At 47.8% G+C, this 18,561-nt stretch carries 15 protein-coding genes and 1 pseudogene; 7 read left to right on the forward strand and 9 right to left on the reverse strand.

The annotated features are described in order from the left end of the window. From V1L52_RS11205 to V1L52_RS11225, 5 genes and pseudogenes are all read right to left on the reverse strand, one after another. Entirely contained in the window at window positions 1-1,734 is a 1,734-nt protein-coding gene (locus tag V1L52_RS11205; RefSeq protein WP_428769691.1) for an ABC transporter ATP-binding protein/permease, read from the reverse strand. Then, window positions 1,727-1,846 carry a nitrous oxide-stimulated promoter family protein gene (locus tag V1L52_RS11210; RefSeq protein ID WP_428769693.1) on the reverse strand — a complete coding sequence of 40 codons (120 nt, stop codon included), beginning with the start codon at window positions 1,844-1,846 and terminating at the stop codon, window positions 1,727-1,729. Before V1L52_RS11210 ends, V1L52_RS11205 begins: the two co-directional genes overlap by 8 nt. Window positions 1,847-2,356: 510 nt before the next feature. Then, window positions 2,357-4,057 (reverse strand): hypothetical protein, encoded by a 1,701-nt coding sequence (locus V1L52_RS11215; RefSeq protein ID WP_428769695.1) that lies wholly within the window; start codon window positions 4,055-4,057, stop codon window positions 2,357-2,359. 173 nt (window positions 4,058-4,230) lie between these two features. Then, a complete protein-coding gene (locus tag V1L52_RS11220) occupies window positions 4,231-4,935 on the reverse strand; it encodes a hypothetical protein (protein WP_428769697.1) in 705 nt (234 codons plus the stop codon). Window positions 4,936-5,033: 98 nt separating this feature from the next. After that, window positions 5,034-5,749, reverse strand: a pseudogene (locus tag V1L52_RS11225) (hypothetical protein). A 479-nt stretch (window positions 5,750-6,228) separates the two neighbouring features. Between V1L52_RS11225 and V1L52_RS11230 the strand changes: the two are divergent. Next, the gene (locus tag V1L52_RS11230; protein ID WP_428769699.1) at window positions 6,229-7,566 is read left to right on the forward strand and encodes an acetate kinase; all 1,338 of its coding nucleotides are present in this window, start codon (window positions 6,229-6,231) and stop codon (window positions 7,564-7,566) included. Window positions 7,567-7,722: 156 nt separating this feature from the next. On the opposite strand, the gene V1L52_RS11235 is transcribed toward V1L52_RS11230, so the two are convergent. The 4 genes from V1L52_RS11235 to V1L52_RS11250 all read right to left on the reverse strand — a co-directional run bounded on the left by V1L52_RS11235 (window position 7,723) and on the right by V1L52_RS11250 (window position 11,502). After that, window positions 7,723-8,322, reverse strand: a complete 600-nt coding sequence (locus V1L52_RS11235; protein WP_428769701.1) for a DJ-1 family glyoxalase III — start codon at window positions 8,320-8,322, stop codon at window positions 7,723-7,725. A 96-nt stretch (window positions 8,323-8,418) separates the two neighbouring features. After that, entirely contained in the window at window positions 8,419-8,835 is a 417-nt protein-coding gene (locus tag V1L52_RS11240; RefSeq protein WP_428769703.1) for a hypothetical protein, read from the reverse strand. 113 nt (window positions 8,836-8,948) lie between these two features. Then, the gene (locus V1L52_RS11245) at window positions 8,949-10,211 is read right to left on the reverse strand and encodes a hypothetical protein (protein ID WP_428769705.1); all 1,263 of its coding nucleotides are present in this window, start codon (window positions 10,209-10,211) and stop codon (window positions 8,949-8,951) included. Beyond that, window positions 10,204-11,502, reverse strand: coding sequence for an aminotransferase class I/II-fold pyridoxal phosphate-dependent enzyme (locus V1L52_RS11250; protein ID WP_428769707.1), 1,299 nt, complete (start codon window positions 11,500-11,502; stop codon window positions 10,204-10,206). Before V1L52_RS11250 ends, V1L52_RS11245 begins: the two co-directional genes overlap by 8 nt. A gap of 70 nt (window positions 11,503-11,572) precedes the next feature. Here V1L52_RS11250 and V1L52_RS11255 point away from each other — a divergent pair, with 70 nt between their 5' ends. The 6 genes from V1L52_RS11255 to V1L52_RS11280 all read left to right on the forward strand — a co-directional run bounded on the left by V1L52_RS11255 (window position 11,573) and on the right by V1L52_RS11280 (window position 18,561). Continuing rightward, the gene (locus tag V1L52_RS11255; protein WP_428769709.1) at window positions 11,573-12,622 is read left to right on the forward strand and encodes an AAA family ATPase; all 1,050 of its coding nucleotides are present in this window, start codon (window positions 11,573-11,575) and stop codon (window positions 12,620-12,622) included. A gap of 13 nt (window positions 12,623-12,635) precedes the next feature. Further along, a complete protein-coding gene (locus V1L52_RS11260) occupies window positions 12,636-13,574 on the forward strand; it encodes a DUF58 domain-containing protein (RefSeq protein WP_428769711.1) in 939 nt (312 codons plus the stop codon). A gap of 107 nt (window positions 13,575-13,681) precedes the next feature. After that, on the forward strand, window positions 13,682-14,590 hold the full coding sequence (locus V1L52_RS11265; RefSeq protein WP_428769713.1) for a hypothetical protein: 909 nt from the start codon (window positions 13,682-13,684) through the stop codon (window positions 14,588-14,590). Then, complete coding sequence (locus V1L52_RS11270; protein ID WP_428769715.1) at window positions 14,577-15,581, forward strand: VWA domain-containing protein; 1,005 nt, start codon at window positions 14,577-14,579, stop codon at window positions 15,579-15,581. The genes V1L52_RS11265 and V1L52_RS11270 overlap by 14 nt, the downstream gene beginning before the upstream one ends. After that, window positions 15,581-17,152: a VWA domain-containing protein gene (locus tag V1L52_RS11275; RefSeq protein WP_428769717.1), complete on the forward strand. Its 1,572-nt coding sequence runs from the start codon at window positions 15,581-15,583 to the stop codon at window positions 17,150-17,152. The genes V1L52_RS11270 and V1L52_RS11275 overlap by 1 nt, the downstream gene beginning before the upstream one ends. After that, window positions 17,101-18,561 carry a hypothetical protein gene (locus V1L52_RS11280; RefSeq protein WP_428769719.1) on the forward strand — a complete coding sequence of 487 codons (1,461 nt, stop codon included), beginning with the start codon at window positions 17,101-17,103 and terminating at the stop codon, window positions 18,559-18,561. Before V1L52_RS11275 ends, V1L52_RS11280 begins: the two co-directional genes overlap by 52 nt.

The following is an 18,561-nucleotide window of genomic DNA, read 5'->3' on the forward strand; positions in this document are numbered from 1 at the left end:
TTATTCTTCCCCCCGCGCATAGGATTCAAGCTTGTGCTGTTCGTTGTACATAAGAGCATATTTCCCTTTACGCTTTAATAATTGCGCATGAGTTCCTTCCTCTATCACCCTGCCGTCTTCCATCATGTAAATGCATGCCGCATCGATTACATTCGACAATTTATGCGAAATAAAAATAACCGTTTTTTTCTTTGCCAGCGTTTTAATAACCGACATAATCATTTCTTCGCTTTCCGCATCGATATTCGAAGTCGCCTCATCAAAGATATAGACGGGACTGTCGTGAAGCAGGGCGCGTGCAAGGGCAAGGCGCTGACACTGTCCGCCGGATAAATCGGAGCCCTTTTCCGCAAGCATTGTCTCAAGACCTTGCTGTGAATCAAAGTAATCCGAAAGATTAACCTTTTTTAAAGCCCTTTTCATGTCCTGTTCAGAGGCATCGGGATTACCCATACGCAGATTATAGACCACCGTTCCCTTAAATATATAGCTTTCGTGCGTAACGAGGGTCGCCGTTTTCATAAGTGAATCCTCGGCAATCGAAGAAAGTTCGGTATCGTTAAACCGAATACTGCCCTCATAGTTTTTATTCCGCGTCATAATCAGCCCGGCTATCGTACTTTTACCGCAGCCGGACTTACCGGCGATTGCCGTAAAAGATTCGGGCTTACAGCGTATCGAAACGTCTTTTAAAATACCGCGGTCGGCCGAATATGAAAACGATACCTTTGAAAAATCGAGCGAAACTTTTTGAGCCGAAAAAGCCGAACACGGCTTCCCCTCTTCCGGCATATCGAGCAGGGCAAAGATTTTATCGGAAGCCGCCATACCGTTCATCGCAACGTGAAAAAACGAGCCTAACAGCCGCACCGGAATAAAAAATTCCGCGCTTAAAAGAACAATCATCAAACAGCCGCCGAGACCGACCGCGCTGCCGGCAAATTGAGCAAGAGCGATAATCATTCCCGCAGCGGCTCCTCCGTAGGCCATAATGTCCATAATGCTCGTACTGTTTAACTGCATCGAAAGCACTTTCATCGTAATGCGCCGGAATTTTTCGGCTTCCGCATCCATTTCAACCGTTTTTTGTCCGTCCGCGCGATAAATTTTGAGCGTTGTTAAGCCTTGCAGATTTTCCAAAAAGCTGTCGCCGAGCTCGGCATACATCCCCCAATATTTGCGCAAAAGGTATTTTGCAACCTTCATAATGGCGGCAATCGAAAGGGGAATGAGGGGAACAAAGAGCAAAAGGACGGCACTCGCCTTTATGCTCACAAAGGCTAAAACCGTAAAAAGGGTAAGCGGTGCAAGAAGACTGTAGATAAACTGTGCAAGATATTTCCCGAAATAGATTTCAAGCTGTTCCACACCGTCCAAGGCAAGCTGTACCGCTTCCGAGGTCGGAACCGCATCCCTGTAGGAAGCACCCAAACTTAAAAGCTTTTTGTAAATACGGGAGCGAAGCGTAACCTTAACGTCCGCCCCGGCTTTATGGGATGCAAGCACATAGAACCTGTCGGCCGCAAAACGAAAAACAAAACAAAGCAAAACCGCCGCCCCATACCGGGGAAAAAGAGAGGCAAGCGCTTCACCCGTAAACAATTTTTGCACAATATCCGTTATGCAAAAAACAACCGTTATCTGGCAAAGCAGGGATATCCATAAGGCAAGCACCTGCCGAAACACGAATTTCCGTGCCCCGGATAAGAGTTTTATAAGTCGACCTTTAATCATGACGTTTCCTTGTTTGTACGCTCACAATCATGTGTTTTATAACGAGAATCGGATAATATAAAAATATCCGCGGCCCCGAAAACCGCATAAGCGCCTTAACCCTGTTTCGCATGTGCGGAACATAACAGCGAACCTTATATGCCGAACAAAATGTCTTTTCGGCAGTATAAAGTTATCATTTGCCCGATAACTTTTTTTCGTGCATTGCTTTTGTATCTACAGAGTTATGCATTTCTAACTATAGTAGCGTATAAGTATCCCGCGCGTCAATCTGAAATCTTAAATCTTTTGACCGTCAAACCCGCAAAGAGAGAAAAGTGCGGTTGAGATGTTACCGCAGAGCCCGCGAAGAACGCAAAGAAAATAAAAAGCCGGCCCCCGATTCCTTAAAAACCCTCTGCGCCCCTTGCGTTCCTTGCGGTTATCTCTCTTTACCGCAAAGACCGCCACGCTCGCAAAGAAAAAAGAACCCCGCTGTCCTCTCTCCTAAAACCTCTGCATCCTCCGCCCTCCCCGCGGTTAACTTTTTTACCTCATAGCCATAAAAAAAGCCCCGCACTTACGCGCAGGGCTTAGGTGTAAGTACGGTACCCGAAAGCACCGTACTTTAAGCAATCACACCTTAGAAGGCGATTTTTGCCTTGAGGGTAACTTCACCCTTTTTGTTTTGAGCAGTGGTAGAAGAAGTACCGCCGGCCTTAACTTTGTAAGAACCGAAGGAACCCTTGTCCCAAGCCAAGGTAAAGGTGGTGTTGTCAACCAAGCCCTTTACGTCAACTTTTGCTTCAAGGCGGAACTGATCGGCAGTTTTGGTGTTTTCTTTGTCGGCAACATCTACAACCTTGCCATGGGTAAACAGCATACCGAGAGCGGGAACGATGGTTACGTCTTTAACCATTACGTCGTAAGAAGCTGCGGCACCGATCTGCAGTCCCTTTCCGCCGATGATGGTATCAAATCCAAGCTGGCCGTAAGTAGTAGTATCATATTCGGAAGCTTTGGGTCCGAGGTTAAAGTGTGCAAAAGCGGCGGCGTTCAAACCCTTTACGAGTTCGCCGGGGTAGAAGGTAACCAACAAGGGAAGATTTTTCTTCATAGCGCCTTCATTAAAATCAAATTCGCTGTAAACGCTTACACCGGGAAGAAGGGTTTTGTCCTTCTTTTCTTCGTTGTTGTAAACCATTTCTTTTTCAAAGAAGCCCTGGAGCAGAGAGTTGTCGTCTTTGCTCTTTGCCTTTCTGAAGCCGAAGCGTAAACCGGCACCGAGTTTGTTGGTTTTTAAGGCATTTGCATATGCTCCGTCTTTTTCGCTGGTCCATACGTAGTCACTGTACAGGGTGTAAGCGAGTGTGGGCTGAATGCGGAAGCTGTCGTTGATGTCGAAAAGATAGTCCACACCTGCAAACATGGAAATGTCCTGCTTGTTGTCGGCATTGTTGATATCTTTTGAAAGAGTATCCTTGGCACTCAAATCGCCGAGTACATAGGCCGCACCTACGCCGATGCGCAAGTCTTTAATGGGCTTTACTTCGCCGTAGACACCCATGGCGTACTTGCTGGTCCAGTAGTTGGCAGGTACTTCGGGAACTTCGGTTTTGGTATACGCTACAGCGGTTGCTGCAAGGGGAGGAGTAAATAACTGTCCAACAGTCTTTGTACCGTCACCGACAGCTTCAACTTCCTGACCGAAAACAATGGTATAATACTTGGTACCTTTTGCAGAAACGCCGCCGATAGGAGCATCTGTTCTTACGGTGCTTGCTGCAACTTTATCGGTGGGCTTGCTGCGTACGGAAGCTTCAACCTTGAACTTGTCTTCTTTGTGTTTGTAACCGAGTACAAAGCCCTGGTCGTAACCGAGTTTTGCAGCGGGGTTTCTGTTGTACCTATCGTCGCCGTCTTTCCAGTTCAAAGCGTTGGGGAACCAGAAATTGCCGCCGTAGTTAAAATCGCCGGAAAGGATTCCCATGTATACGGGGCCGAAGTTGATTTGAGCTTTGTCAACCTTAACCTTCATCGGAATCTGAACGGGATCGTCCTTGGTTATTTTGATAAAGTTGTCGGTGTCGTCATCGGTTTTGATTACCAATTCACCCCAAATGCCGTCGCCGGTGGTCGACTTGTCGCCGCCGTTGAGCAGATTGAGTTTTAATGTTACCGATGTTTCGTTTTTGAAACCGGTTTCTTTAGCATCCAAATCGATACCGAAAGTAAGGGATGCATCGCCTTTAAATTCGGCTACTTTTACTTCGGCTGCGGGTTCGGCCGCAAATACGGAACCGACCAAGGCCAAAGCAAGAAAAATTACAAGAGCTTTTTTCATAATAACTTTGAAAACCTCCTTAAATATTCAAACCGCACCAAAGCAACGCTTTTATACAGTACGGTTTATCTTACATTAGCAAGAATAACACGAGTTCACATAATCGTCAAGTATTTCAAAGGGGTCTTGCGCGCTTTTTCAGACATTTCCGACAAAAAACGTCAAAGTGTAGCTCAAAAAGCAAATGCCTTTTCGTTCAAAATGTCCACTTGTTTTTGCAATGACGCCTGCTCGGTTACTTCAAGAAGGGTTTGCAATTGAGCGGGCGAAAAATATAAATCCACCCGGGGAGACTGTATGCTCGAATCCTCCGACGAGTCCGCACTTTCGGCTGTAAGCATAAAATAAGGCTTTCCCTTTTCAAGATATTCGTAATTTGTTCTGAACTCCGTTTCAGCCGTACGGGCCAATCCGATTACGCCCCATGCAATCGAAAGTTCCCCGCGGTTAAAGGAGCTTTTGCGGTTCGGCTTGCGCTCGGGCATGGCGGCGCGGTTTCCGCCTGCGTATTCGGCATAGGCGTTCCCGTATAACTCAATCCCTTGGGCAAGGGTGCGTCTTTGTTCGGCAGTAAACATCAGCACAACGGCATTCATACCGTCGCGCAAATGTGCTTCCACAATATTCGTACGCGGAACAAAATAAAGCCGAATTTCCGTCGGCTTGACTTTTCCGAATACGGAACGCAGCGCCATAACGTTTTCAAGACGTATGGGGTCAAAGTCGCCCAAAAAATCAGGGTCGGCACTTTGCTCGGCGCTTTGTCCGTTCGGCACCTTTTGTACGCTTTTACAAGACAGGCTTATAAAAACAAACATAAGCACTGCTACAAACCCTATAAAATTTAAAACCGATACACGGCTCGATTTTTTATTCATAATCGATATCCTCAACAATAATATACCGCCGTGCGCCGGCAAAACCGTCGTGCGGCATGTGTTTTTATACTTCAAATAAAAAACGGCATAAAAAAAAGTTACAGTTTTTCTATTTCTTCGCGGGATAAACCTGTACCCGCTGCTATCGTATCAAATTCGACTCCGAGCCGCTTAAGGGCAGCTGTCGTTTCCAAAGCTTTTTGACGGGCACCTTTTTCAAGCCCGATAGCTTCGCCTTCATCCAAGGCGATCTCACGTTCTTCTTCTCTTTGAACCGCTATATCGGTTGCGTAATCATATTCTGCCAACAACATATTCATTACCTCCCGCGATTTGCGCTCCAAGTACTCTTTAAGTATATCATTATTTATACATTCCTGTACAGCTTCGTAATATCAAAAAGCAGATACGTTGTATATACGATTAATCGTAATGTATACTTTAAAACATTTTAATGCCGGCACGGATGCCGTCGATTCTGTATAGTCGCGATGTTTGGGGCTTGCACCAAACTCGAGGTCAAGGAATGTACACGGATGTGCATTCCTTGACACAGCATGTTTTCATTAACGGTTGACTGATGTTCGGCAAGTACAATGATTTTATTATCTACAAGGAAAGACACATCGTTGTAAAAGTTCATATACAGGATTTGTTCCAGTCTGATATGACGCAGCTCGCAATCGGGTGTCAGCTGTGTTCCGTGCAATACATTGTACAAACTGATAAAGTTCGACTTCGCCGACTTATCCGCCCCGAAAAAGTCGGCAAACACGGAGTCCTTATAGGTTCGTTTGGGCTTAGCCTTTGTCATAGTTTTACCTCCTTTTGTCTTTTGCACTTTCCGCCATGAACGCACGGAAAAGCTGTATATCTCATACTGTCTTTAAGTGTGAACAATTCTTCAGAATTGTGAACCTAAACGTGTAAGACTACGATGTTTACAGCAGGAGTCCTGCTGTAAACTCGAGTTAAAGGATGCGACAATATTTTTGTCGCATCCTTTAAACATTATAGGTGCAGAATGACAAAAAAACAGACTTTTTCCGAAAAAAATGCGCATTTTTAATTAACCGCACCGGGAAACCGCAAGAAGCGCAGACGCCGCCAAGAGGAATTTGAGGGGCATTCTCTATTGCTTTGCGTTCCCCGCGGCCTTTGCGCTTTTTCCCAAAACACCTATTATTCATCAGGCATTATAATTGCCCGCTAATTTAAAACTCCTATTTGATTTTTTCGGCCGTATCGCATATAATAAGTGAAATTTATATTTATTTACGGAAGGTAGGTGCTATGGTTATTTTAACGCTGAACTGCGGAAGTTCGTCCGCAAAATATCAAGTGTACGATTGGGACGCCAAGGACGTCCTCGCGTCGGGTGTTGTGGAACGGGTTACGCAGGAAGGTTCGGGGATTACTCATAATGCAAAGGGAAAGGACGAGTTTGTCAAATTACAGCCCTGCCCCACTCACAAAGAAGCGATTGAATTGATTATCGAAACCGTTACCGATAAGACTGTCGGCGTTATTTCGGATATGCAGGTTATTAAGGCGGTCGGTCACCGCGTGCTGCACGGCGGCGATAAGTTTACAAAGTCGGTGCTGGTTACGCCGGAAGTGCTTGAAACCTTCCGCTCGGTTCAGGATTTGGGCCCTCTGCACAATCCGGCAAATATTATGGGTATTGAAGCGGCGCAAAAGGTGCTGCCGGATGTTCCCCACTGTGCGGTTATGGATACGGCCTGGCACCAGACAATGCCGCCGTCTTCTTTTATGTATGCGATTCCGCACGAATGGTACGAAAAATATGCGGCCAGACGCTACGGGTTCCACGGAACTTCGTTTTTGTATACGGCAAAGCGCGCAAGTGTGCTTTTAGGAAAAAAGCCTGCCGACACGAACGTGATTATCGCCCATATCGGAAACGGCGCTTCAATGTGCGCGGTTAAGGGCGGCAAGTGTTTCGATACCTCGATGGGTATTACGCCGCTTGAAGGCTTGGTTATGGGTACGCGCTCAGGCGATATGGACTGCGCCCTTCCCTTTTACATTATGCGCAAAACGGGTATGACGGCCGCCGAAATGGATACGGCTTTAAACAAAAAAAGCGGTTTGCTCGGTATTACGGGAAAATACGTTGACCGGCGCGACGTTACAAAGGCGGCCCAAGAGGGCGATGAACGGGCACGGCTTGCCCTCGATATGGAATGTTACCGGCTTCGCAAATACTTCGGTGCATATTTGGCCGCGGTCGGACCGGTGGATGCGATTATCTTTACCGCGGGCGTCGGCGAGTTTGCTCCTCTTATCCGTGCAAAATCGGTTGAGGGCCTTGAGTTTTTGGGAATTAAGATGGACAGCGCGAAAAACGAGCTTGCACGCACGCGCAATGCGGAAACCTGCATAAGCGCCGACGATTCAAAGGTGAAGATTTTCGTTATTCCGACTGATGAAGAATTGGTTATGACCGAGGACGCCTACGCTCTTATGAAGGGAACCTACGACGTGCACACGAACTTTACCTACAGCTTCCAAAGCAAAGATTATGTAAACAAGGCGCGCGCCGAGGGCTTAAAAAAAGATTTGGAAAAAAATCCTGCCTTGGGCAAAATTATCGCACAGCCTAAATAAACGGCATAGGCTAAAAAGTCGGTTACTTTTTAGCCTATGCCGACGAGTTTAAAATTAAGTCTTTATATTCAGATGACTTAATTTTAAACATCGCAATCAAAATCAAGGAAACCGGCCAAAAACTGAAGTTTTTGGACAGCTGCACGGCTAAAAAGCCTAAAAAAGCATGCCCCTTTTTACATCGGAAGCGGTTTTAGAGTCGGTAAGCAGGGCGGCCAATTCAAAGCCGAATTCCGATGCCGTACCGGGCCCCCGCGAGGTGAGCACCCTGCCGTCGAGAACGGTATCGCGTACAAGGTATTCTTTGGGTTTTGCCTGGGGGGCCGTTTTGGTTACATCCTCGGTTCCCGGATAGCCGGTAAAGCTTTTTCCGTCAAGCAGCCCTAAAGGGGCAAAAACAACGGCGGGGGCGGCGCATATTGCCGCAAGGATTCCTCCGGCCTGTTTTACCGCATGTAAAACGGATGCGGTATCGGCGCTTTTTACCAAATTGGTGCTGCCCGGCATGCCGCCCGGACAAAAAACGGCATCGGGTATGTTTCCCTTTTCAATTTCGGCAAGCAGTTCGGCGCTTGTTATATCGGCTTCAATTTTAATTCCGTGAGAACCTTTTACACACAGGGCGGTATCGCAGCCTCCTACGCATCCTACAGCAGCAAAGCGGACCTGCACTCCCGCCCGGCGCAATATATCGGCGGGCACAACCGCTTCGGTTTCTTCAAAGCCTTCGGCCAATAACACAACGCATGTTTTCATATATTCTCCTATAAAAACTTTTTGCAGGAAATGGGATAAACAGTGAGGCACCATTTTGCCGAACTGTTTATCATTTGCCTCACTTGTATCGGGTTTTTACGCAGTGATTGAAAAAAGAGCACCGCTTTGAGGCAAGCTTACCCCGCCTAAAACGTAGGGATTCGATTTTGCAATACTGACGATATTTTTAATGCGGGTTTGATAATCGTCTATAAGGGCGTCTATTTGGCGGTCGCTTAGCCGAGAGCCGTCGGCATGATTTTGCGGCAGCTGTTTTAAACCGCTTAATCGCTCAATCAGGGTATTTAAAATCGATATTTTGCTTATATTGACACCCGGTTGTCCTTCGGCGGCCGCAACGCCTGCAACGTGTTTAAATTGACTGTAGCCTACAAGGGCGGGATCTACGGGCACATGCAGTTTTCCCGCAGCGGCGGATGAAATACGGGACAAGGCGGCCGCATTATAGCGAGCTTGTGCAATGCCGTTTAAATCACCGAGTGCCCTGAGCATATCTCCTCCTGTTTTAAATATCGGATAAAATAAAAATCAGTTAAGGGGAATTTTCAGGCGGACAGACAACTGCAATACGTCAATCTTTTTTTATCGGAAAAGTATGCCGCTTATCAGTTTTTGCGCTTCCAGTCGGCGATAAACTGCTCGATTGTTTTATCGGAGGCGGAAAATCGGGTGTTTGTGCCGGCGAGCAAATAAGGCAGGATAACCGCACTTTTGATTTCTTTCCAGTTTGCAGGTAAAATATTGGGCACCGATAAGTATTCGGCGGCCGGAAGGTTTCCGAGCAAAGCGGGATAAAAGACGGGGAAGATGCGTTCGTTTACATTGCGAATCGACGAAAAGCCGCCTGAAATACCGAAGGAACTTGTATACAAATTCAGTTTGGAACGCCATTCAAGCATCTTCTTTTGATTTTCGGTATTCATAAACCACATAATAAAGAGTTCGGCGGCCGGAAGATTTTTTGAATACTTGTACAATCCCATAGAAATCATATCGTCTTCTATAGGCATTTTATTGTCTTTTTGAATCCAGCGGAAATCTATACCCTGTAAACGTTCCGGCGGAATTCTGAATAAATCGCTGCCGTTGATATGGGCAAACAGGCAGTGCTTTTCGCTGACCCACTTAACGCGGGGATTGTATAAATATTTAAACTGATAATCGTCTTCGGCTGCGGTTGAAGTATTCGTCTGTTCGGTCCATGTGCGTAAATAGGCAATGCCTTCGCTTAAAGCTTTGGCATTCCATCTAAAAGATTCCCTTTGGTTGGCGGATTCCGAAAAATCGGCCCCGTACAGTTTTATGATTTGATATAAAAAATCGGGAGTCCAGCGGGGGGCAAAGCCCATCGATGTATACATGCCCTTATCGTTAATTTTATTCAGCCGGACGGCCGCATCGCGTATTTGATCCGGATCAAGCATATAATTGTCGGGAATAATGTCCGTGTAATCGGTGGAAAAAATAAGAGCGCTTAAATTAAAGCTTACCGGCAAAAGGTACTGCTTGTTGTTTACGTTTCCCGGTTTTAAAAGCTGGGGATAAAATATCGAGCGGTCTATAAGCCGGTCATCGAACATGTAGTCGAGGGGCATAAAGTTGCCGCGTATACGCCGATTTTTTAACCAGGGGCCGACGATAATATCGGGAAGGTCTTCATCCTTTGCCGGAGGAAAGGCTTCCACGGGGTTTTCCTTGTACACAACAAGGACTTTTACGTCGTCGCGGGTTTCGTTGAACAACTCCGCGTAGGTTATAAATTCGCTTTGATTTGTCCATAAGATAACGGGCCGCTCGTAACCGGCCTTACAGGAAAAAGTCAAAACACATAAAAACAGCGCACAAAAAAGTTCCCGTATTTTATTCATCGGCCAAATCCTCTGCCGCCTTATAAATCGCCCCGTATACGGCGTCTATGGCGGTTTCATCAATGCTCGAAAAAGCAACCCTCAGCGTTTCGTTGTCTATGGCTATCGTGCCGATTCCGCATTCGTTTAAAAGCTTTTGGCGCAGAATTTCGGCACTGACCGTTTTACAGTGAAAGCTCATAAAATAGCCTGAATTAAAGGGAAAGGGTTCTATAACCGGATGCCCCTTTTTTGCATCGACAAAGGCGCGTACCCTGCGGTAACGTTTTTCAAGCAAAACCCGAAACTTATCCTTTTCTTTTTGCAGGCTCGGATTTTGAAGAGCTTTTATCATAATCGATTGGCCGGGAGTCGATGCGCAGGAAACCGATGAGCGTATAATGCCCGTTACCTTTTTCGACAAGGCGGTATAATGCTCTTCCCGCAAGTCCTTTCCCGCAAAGGTTAAAAATCCGGTACGGAAGCCCCATACGTAATCTTCCTTTGTAGGACCGTCTATTTTAACGGCAAGCACGCGCTCGTGTATATCCGCTAAAAAGGCAAACAGGGATTGCTTTTCCGTATTTTCTTCGTAGTTTAAACCGAAATAGGCATCGTCGCACCACACGGTAACATAGGCGCCCTTCTCCGCGGCGCGGCGGATTATATCGCATATTTCACGCGCTTCTTCACGGGTGGGCGAATACCCCGACGGATTTTGCGGAAAGTTAAGCAAAACGCGGATTTTTCCCATCTTGCTCTCTTCGTTCATAACCGCCTTAAAGGCCGCAAGATTAAAGCCTCCCTGAGAAAACATGGGAAACTGCAAAAACTGGGCATTGCGCCGCGCTTTTACAATAAGTGCGTAATTATCCCACGAGGGGTCGGCGGCTAAAAGCACGTCGTTTTCGGATATAAATAAATCGCACAAATAAGAAATACCTGCGGTAAGACCGGGAACGACAATGGGCAAAGAAAAGGTTTTATCGGCCAAATCGGGATTTTTTTCTAAAATTTTTTGCTTCCATAATTCACGCAATACCGGATTACCGGCAGTGGGGGCATAGGCAACGGCTTCGGAGGCGTTTAAAAGGGGCAGATGTTTTTGTACGCAGGGAAGCGTAACGGCCTTTCCGTCAATACAGGCCATGCCGATTGTTGCATTTGCTTTGCGTCCGAATTCCTTCGCTTCGGCGCTTTGGGCGATAATCCCCTTCGGAAAAAAGATGCGCCGTCCCAAATCGGACAACAGAGAACCCGCACTTGTACCGTCAAGCACGGTATTTAATTCTTGTGCTAATGCATGTATCATGATATGGTATAATAAGCGACGCAGGGCAATGTGTCAATGAGAAGCGAAAATTTGTTACAAGGAACTGAAAATGAGTGTCGAAAAAACGGAAGGATTTAATCAAAGCGGCTTTGATGAATGCCGTACTATAATAGAAAACTGCCGCAAAGAGGCCGCAAAGCGGATAGTCGGACAAACCGAAACGGTGGACGGTATTCTTACCGCCCTGATTGCAGGCGGGCATATTTTGCTTGAAGGCGTACCCGGTTTGGCAAAAACCCTTACGGTAAGAACCTTTTCGGATATGTCGGGTTTCGACTTTAAACGCATTCAATTTACGCCCGACCTTTTGCCCGCGGATATTACGGGCACTCTCATATATGAACAGTCTTCCGGCCGCTTTTCCGTGCGCAAGGGCCCCGTATTTACAAACCTGCTTTTGGCGGACGAAATAAACCGCGCTCCGGCAAAGGTGCAGTCCGCCCTCCTTGAAGCCATGGCCGAATATCAGGTTACGATAGGAGAGCAAAGCCTTCCGCTTGCACGGCCTTTTTTCGTGATGGCAACCCAAAACCCCATCGAGCAGGAAGGAACCTATAATCTTCCCGAAGCCGAACTCGACCGCTTTTTATTAAAAATCATACTGAATTATCCGTCTGCCGATGAAGAGCTGCTCATCGTAAAAGAAGGAGGAGCACCGGAAAACATACCCGTAAAAAAAGTTTTCGATGCGCAAAAGATAGAGTTTTGCAGAACCTTAGCCGGCAAGGTACACTGCGCGGAAGAGATTATGCGCTACATCGTCTCGATTGTAAACGTTACCCGGCCGGATAACGTAAAAAAAACGCGTATGCACGCCCTTGCTTCTCATGCCCCGATTTTTCAAGGAACGCCGGAACGCTCCGACATATTAAAATATATTTCATTCGGTGCTTCGCCGCGCGCAAGCATAGCTTTGTGCCGCTGCGCAAAGGTACGGGCGCTTTTTGCGGGGCGCTCCTTTGTGCTTCCGGAAGACGTAAAAGATACGGCTGTGCAGGTTTTGCGCCACCGCCTTCTTTTGTCTTATGAAGCGGCCGCCGACAACGTAAGCGCGGACGAATTGATAGAAAAGATTCTTTCTCTTTTGCCGGTACCCTGATATGGAGCATGGAATGATGCATACAATGCAGCATAAGGTGCGGCATAAAATCCGGCAAAAAAGCGCTCTTTTGCCGAATACGGGTATTATCGCGCAAAAAGCTTCCGCCCTGCACATCCGCGCCCGCAGTCTTTCGGACAGCATGAAAGCCGGCTCATCGCGTTCTTTTTATAAGGGCCGCGGCATCGATTTTTCGGGGGTGCGCGAATACATGCGCGGAGACGATGTGCGTTCAATCGATTGGAACGTAACCGCCCGCATGGGTAAACCCTTTGTTAAACTCTTTGAAGAAGAGCGGGAACTCATCGTTTTTTTTATTGTCGATTTTTCTTCATCGATGGACAGCGGAGAAGAATACCGCGCACGCCTAAAAACGGCGGCGGAAGCGGCCGCCTGTTTGCTGTTCGCCTCTTTACATAATGCAAGTCCGGTCGGCTGCGTTTTGTTTGACGGAGAAATCCTTTTTTCCGCCGAACCGAAAAGCGGTAAAGATTACGCCATGCTTTTATTTTCAAAATTGAACAGCCTGCCCCCCCGCCGCGTTAAGGGAACGGCCTTAAACCGGGCCTTGCGCGCTTCGGCAAAACTGTTAAAAAACCGCGCCCTCGTCTTTGTCATATCCGATTTTCGCTGTGCAGGATACGAAGACAATCTTGCAGCCCTTGCTTTAAAACACGAAGTTGCAGCCCTTCAAATCGGCTCAAAATCGGACGAAGAACTTCCTTTATGCGGGGGGCTCACATTTGCCGATACCGAAAGCGGCAAAACCGCGGTACTTCCGACATCTTCCTACGCGTTTCGGCGCGAATGGAAGGATTTCCATAAACGGCTCAAAGAACGCCGGCACAGCCTCTTTATCCGCCGCGGCGTTTGTCCGCTTAATATAGCGGCGGGAGAAGATCCGCTTCCGGTATTGATTGATTTTTTTTCTTCGGGAAAAAGAGGCCTATGATGCAAAAAGGCTTTTGCCGCCGGTTTTATACTGTCCTTATCCTCTTCCTGCCGATTTTTTCCGCAGCGCAAAGCACGCAAGCCGCTCTCATACCCAAGGAAGTCTATGTGGGAGACGAAGCGGAAATACGCTTTGAGTTTTCCTTTGCGGGAAACCTGTTGAACTCCGGCTCTTCAAGCGTGCCGGGCGGACGGCAGGGAGGCCTTACGGCCTCACAAACGGTTTCAGATGAGGCGGTATGTGAACTTTTATCGGCAAGCGAGTATACCGTAAAAAAACTTACACTAAGCGGAAGCTCACCCCTCTATGTTTTGTCGGTATTTTTTATTCCCTGGAAAACGGGCGAACTCGACATGGCCCCCTTCGATTTGGCTTCCGTCTTTAAGCTTTCCGCAAGTCCCCTTTTTATAGATATTCCCGGCGTTGAGATTCAGTCTATAAGTGAAAAACGGGGAGAAAAAAATCTTCGGCCGGTACGGGGCCCCCTTATTATGCCGGGGACAACCTATGTCGTCGTTTTGTTTTCCGCCCTTATCCTGCTGTTCGGTGCCGCGCTCCTTGTCGTTTTATTCCGTTTTAAGCTGATAAGAGATATTGCGCAATCGTTTTTTTCCCGTATATTTTCTTCGCACAACTACCTCAGAGCCTGCCGTGAACTTTTATTTTTGGAAAAAAACGGCATAAAATCGGAAGCATCTCTTTTTTGCCGCCGCCTTTCCTCTTTAATACGCAGCTATCTTGAAAAACGGTTTGCACTGCCCTTTACGGCAAAAACAAGCGGCGAACTGGTTGCGGCCTTTTCGGCTTTTTTTGCGGAAACCGCATCGGAAACATCCTGCGAATACATGCACGGATTATATGAAGTATGCGCACGCTGCGATTATATCCGCTTTTGCGGCATACAAAACCCCGATTTTCCCGAGGAAGAGCGGCTCTTATGGATACAAAAAACGCGCTCCGCCCTTGTCTATTTTGAACAACCCGAAGAACCGGAGGCCCGCAGTGAACAGCTTTGAACATCCGGCGGCGTTTTTATTTTTTTTAGCGATTCCGCTGTACTGTATACTTCGCAAGTTTTCCCTTGTGTCGCCGCCCGTTTTCCCCCTTCCTCTTGAAGATTGGCAGGGCGGCGGCTTCGAATGGAAACATAGGTTCAGCCGCTTTTTGCGCACTCTGTCAAGCATATTGTTTTTAAGCGGTTTTATCGCCCTTGTTACAGCCCTTGCCGAGCCCATTGTAACCGAGCAGGAAAAACGTTTTATTTCGCGCGGGGCGGAAATTATTTTCGTTACCGATACAAGCCCTTCAATGGCTGCCCTCGATATAGGAGGCACAAGCCGTCTGGAAGCGGCAAAACAGGCTATATCCCTGTTGGTACGCGAAAATCAAGGCGCTTCTTACGGTTTGGCAGCCTTCGCTTCGGAAGCCGCGCTTTTGGTACCGCCGACCATGGATCAAAAAACCTTTTTTACGCGCCTCGATGCGATGGAAATCGGCGAGCTCGGAGACGGGTCGGCTTTGGGAGTAGGTATAAGCACTGCCGTCTATCATCTTGCATCATCCGAAGCCCCGGCAAAAATCATTGTATTGCTTACCGACGGTGAAAACAATACGGGGGCCGTACACCCGAATACGGCGGCCGCTTTGGCAAAGGATAAAAATATTACGCTTTACATTGCGGGCATAGGCACAAAGGGCTCGGTACCCATCGAATACACGGACCCTATAAGCGGCAAACGCTATTCGGGCTATTTGGATTCCGATTTTAACGACGCTTCTTTACGCAGTCTTGCCTTTGAAGGCGGCGGAAGCTATTATACGGTCGAAAGCCTTGCCTCGCTTTCGGCAGCGCTGCAAAACATCCGTATAAAAAATACGGTCCGCCAAGCCTATACGCTCAAACAAAAAAAGCGCTCGTTTTATCCGGAATGTACGTTTGCGGCCCTAACCTGTTTTTTTACCGCATGGATTATCAGGCGGCTTTATCTGCACGAGGCGGTATCCTGATGTTTGAAAAAACCGAAGCTTTATTTTTACTCTGCGCCCTTCCGCCCGCCCTTTTATACAGCCTTATAAGCATACGCAAGGCGGCCGTCGTTGCACGCGCAACCGGAACCGGACGCTCTCTTATACGCCGTCTTTACGGACGCACAATACTTTGGGCAGGCGCATGGTTTTGTGCCGTATGCGCCCTTGCAGGCCCTTCATGGGGAACGAAGGACGTTCCCGTACAAAGAAGCGGAAGCGCCGTTTGTTTTGTATTCGATATATCCTACAGTATGACCGCCGTCGATGCATCCGAAAAAGAAAAGCTGTCCCGCCTGGAGCTCTCACAGCGGATTGCGCTCAATCTTTTAAACCGTTTTAAAGGAACGGCAGTTGCGGCCGTTTTGGCAAAGGGAGACGGCGTTTTAGCCCTTCCGCTGACCGAAGACTATCATGCGGCCGAAAACCTTATAGGAATGCTTTCGCCTGCCATGCTTTCGGCGCCCGGCTCGAGTATTTCATCGGGTATAGAGCGGGCGATTGAAGCCTTTCCGCCCCAATCGGCACGCAATTCAACCGTTATAGTGTTTACCGACGGCGATGAAACCGAAGGAAGCATAGAGCGCGCCTGCGAAAAAGCGGAGCGCTTCGGGATAGGAATAGTTTTAATCGGTACCGGAAACGAAAAAGAAATTGAAATTCCGGCCGGAGACGGTAAAACACGGGTAAAAACCGCATTGCATTCATCAAAACTCAAAAAAGCGGCCGATAAAGAAAACGTATTTTATATAGATGCGGCCAATAAAGAGGTTTCGAATTTTGTACTGCAGCTTATTGAACCCGCTTTATTCTCTTCGGCGCAAAAAAAAGTATCGGCGGGAACGGCCTATGAAATGCAAAAACAAAAACATCACGGCGCTTTTTTACTTGTAAGTCTTTTGTTTTTTATTGCGGGTTTTGCCCTTGCCTATGCATCCCCCCTTCCAAAACGGCTTTTGCCGCACTTTCTTTTATGCCTGTCCCTGCTTTTCGGCGGCTGCTCTTCGTGGAACACCGAAAAAGGAGCGGTTTTACTGGGCTCTTACCGCTGGGCACGGCATGATTACCAAAAAGCGACGGCAGCCTTTTTAACCGCGTCTCAACGTGCCCGGGAACTGCACAATCGGGAACTTGGAGCTTATGCCGTGTACGGCCTCGCTTCCTCCTATCTTATGCAGGATGAAACCGAAGCCGCACTCGGCAAACTCAATGAAGTTCCGCCGAACTCCGTACCCGACCTTTTATTTGCGGTTTCATATAATAAGGGCATCATCGCCTATCGGGCCGGCAATTTTCCTCTTGCAGCCTCATGTTTTAAAAACGCCCTTTTAATAAAGCCCGCCGACACGGACGCAAAAATCAATTTTGAACTTTGTCTTACACAAGAAGCTTTAAAATCAAAACCCGCGGCATCGGAACGGACACCCGCCGATGTGCAAAACGCTCCGCCCGGAGCCGAAGATACGGTATTTTCACTTATGAGGGAGAACGATCAAAAAAGATGGAAAAATATGTATACCGAACCCGCCTCAAGCGGAAAACCGGATTTTTAAAATACGGCATAAGCTCCCTTTTTTTAAACGCGTTTTTTATCCTCCTCACAGCGTTCGCCGAAGGCAGCCCCGCAAAGGCGGAAAATTCCGCACAGGAAGGAATTGTGCACTTTTCTTTATCGAATCCGGCAAGCCCGATTCAAACAAAAACCGATTATATTTTTACAGCCGAAATTCCCGATGTACAGCCCGGACAGGTGGAAGTTTTTTTTGAAAAAACTCCCGAGGGTGCGGCATTTACCGGTTTTGAAAAAACGGCGGCTGCCGGAGGTACAAGGCTTAGCTATTCGGTACGCTTTTTAGAAGCGGGAACGATACGGCTCAGCCCCCTGCAGGTCCGCAGTAAGGGTAAAAGCCGTACCGCCGTTTTTCCGGTTTTAACCGTTTTCGACAATCCCGGCTCTCTTATACCCGAATTCTTTTTCAGTACGCATCCTCCGTCTCAAATCGTACAAGCGGGAAAGCCGGTACGGGTACGGCTGAGCGGACGGTATTTCCGCAGGCTTCACGGAATAACAACGGAAGCGCCGGAGGACGCCCTCTGGGAAGAGGATGCACGTTTTTTTGAACCTGACGGTAAAGCGTATTTTGAAATCGGACCCGAAAAAGAAGCGGATGCTGTCCTCATTGCGGAATTTGTATATACTCCGTTTTTTGCAGGAAGCCGTGAATTGCCGCAGACGGAAGTGAGTGCGGAATCCTACGGAGGCTCCTCTTATACGGTAAAAGTTCGGCCTGCACTATTAAATGCCCTGCCTTCGGCACCCGGCTCAACACAAGCAGGGCCTGTAAAAGAATCAAAAAGCGTCCCGGCACAAAGTTCCCTTATGCAAAGCACCTCCGTACCGCTGCCCGCGGCAAAAGCAGTGCCTTCGGCCGGTGCCGTTCCTCCGGCGGGAGCCGTACCTGCGGCCGGCGATGAAAATCTTGCCCTGAGACTGGCGGAACTTCGAACCGGGGAGCGGCACTCGCCCGCTTTTTGGCTGTTCCGAAAAGAACGGAGAGCCCTTGAAAAAACCGTGCTTTTACAAAATCCGGATGAAGCACCCCTCTTTTGGACTCTTGCGGCGGCGGCTGTTTTCTGTATCCTTTTTATCCCTATCTTTGTTTTATTGAGACGGCAAAGGGCAAAAAAAATCGTTTTTGTCCTTATTATGCTTGCATGTTTTTGCGCACTTTTTGTGCTTAAAAATATTCCGCCCCTTGTACGGCCGGCTCTTATTGCACACAATGCCGTTTTACGCGCAATTCCGGAAATCGGCGCACAAAGCAGTGCCGTCTTACAGGAGGGAACGCGGCTCCGCCTGCTGCATGAAAGCGGTGATTGGTATTTGGCATCAGCCGGAGAACGCAGAGGCTGGATATTAAAAAACGAAGCGATTCGAATACAAAACAAAGAGGATAAATAA

This window comes from Treponema sp. HNW, assembly GCF_050320395.1.
In the GTDB taxonomy this organism is placed as follows: Bacteria; Spirochaetota; Spirochaetia; order Treponematales; family Treponemataceae; genus Treponema_C.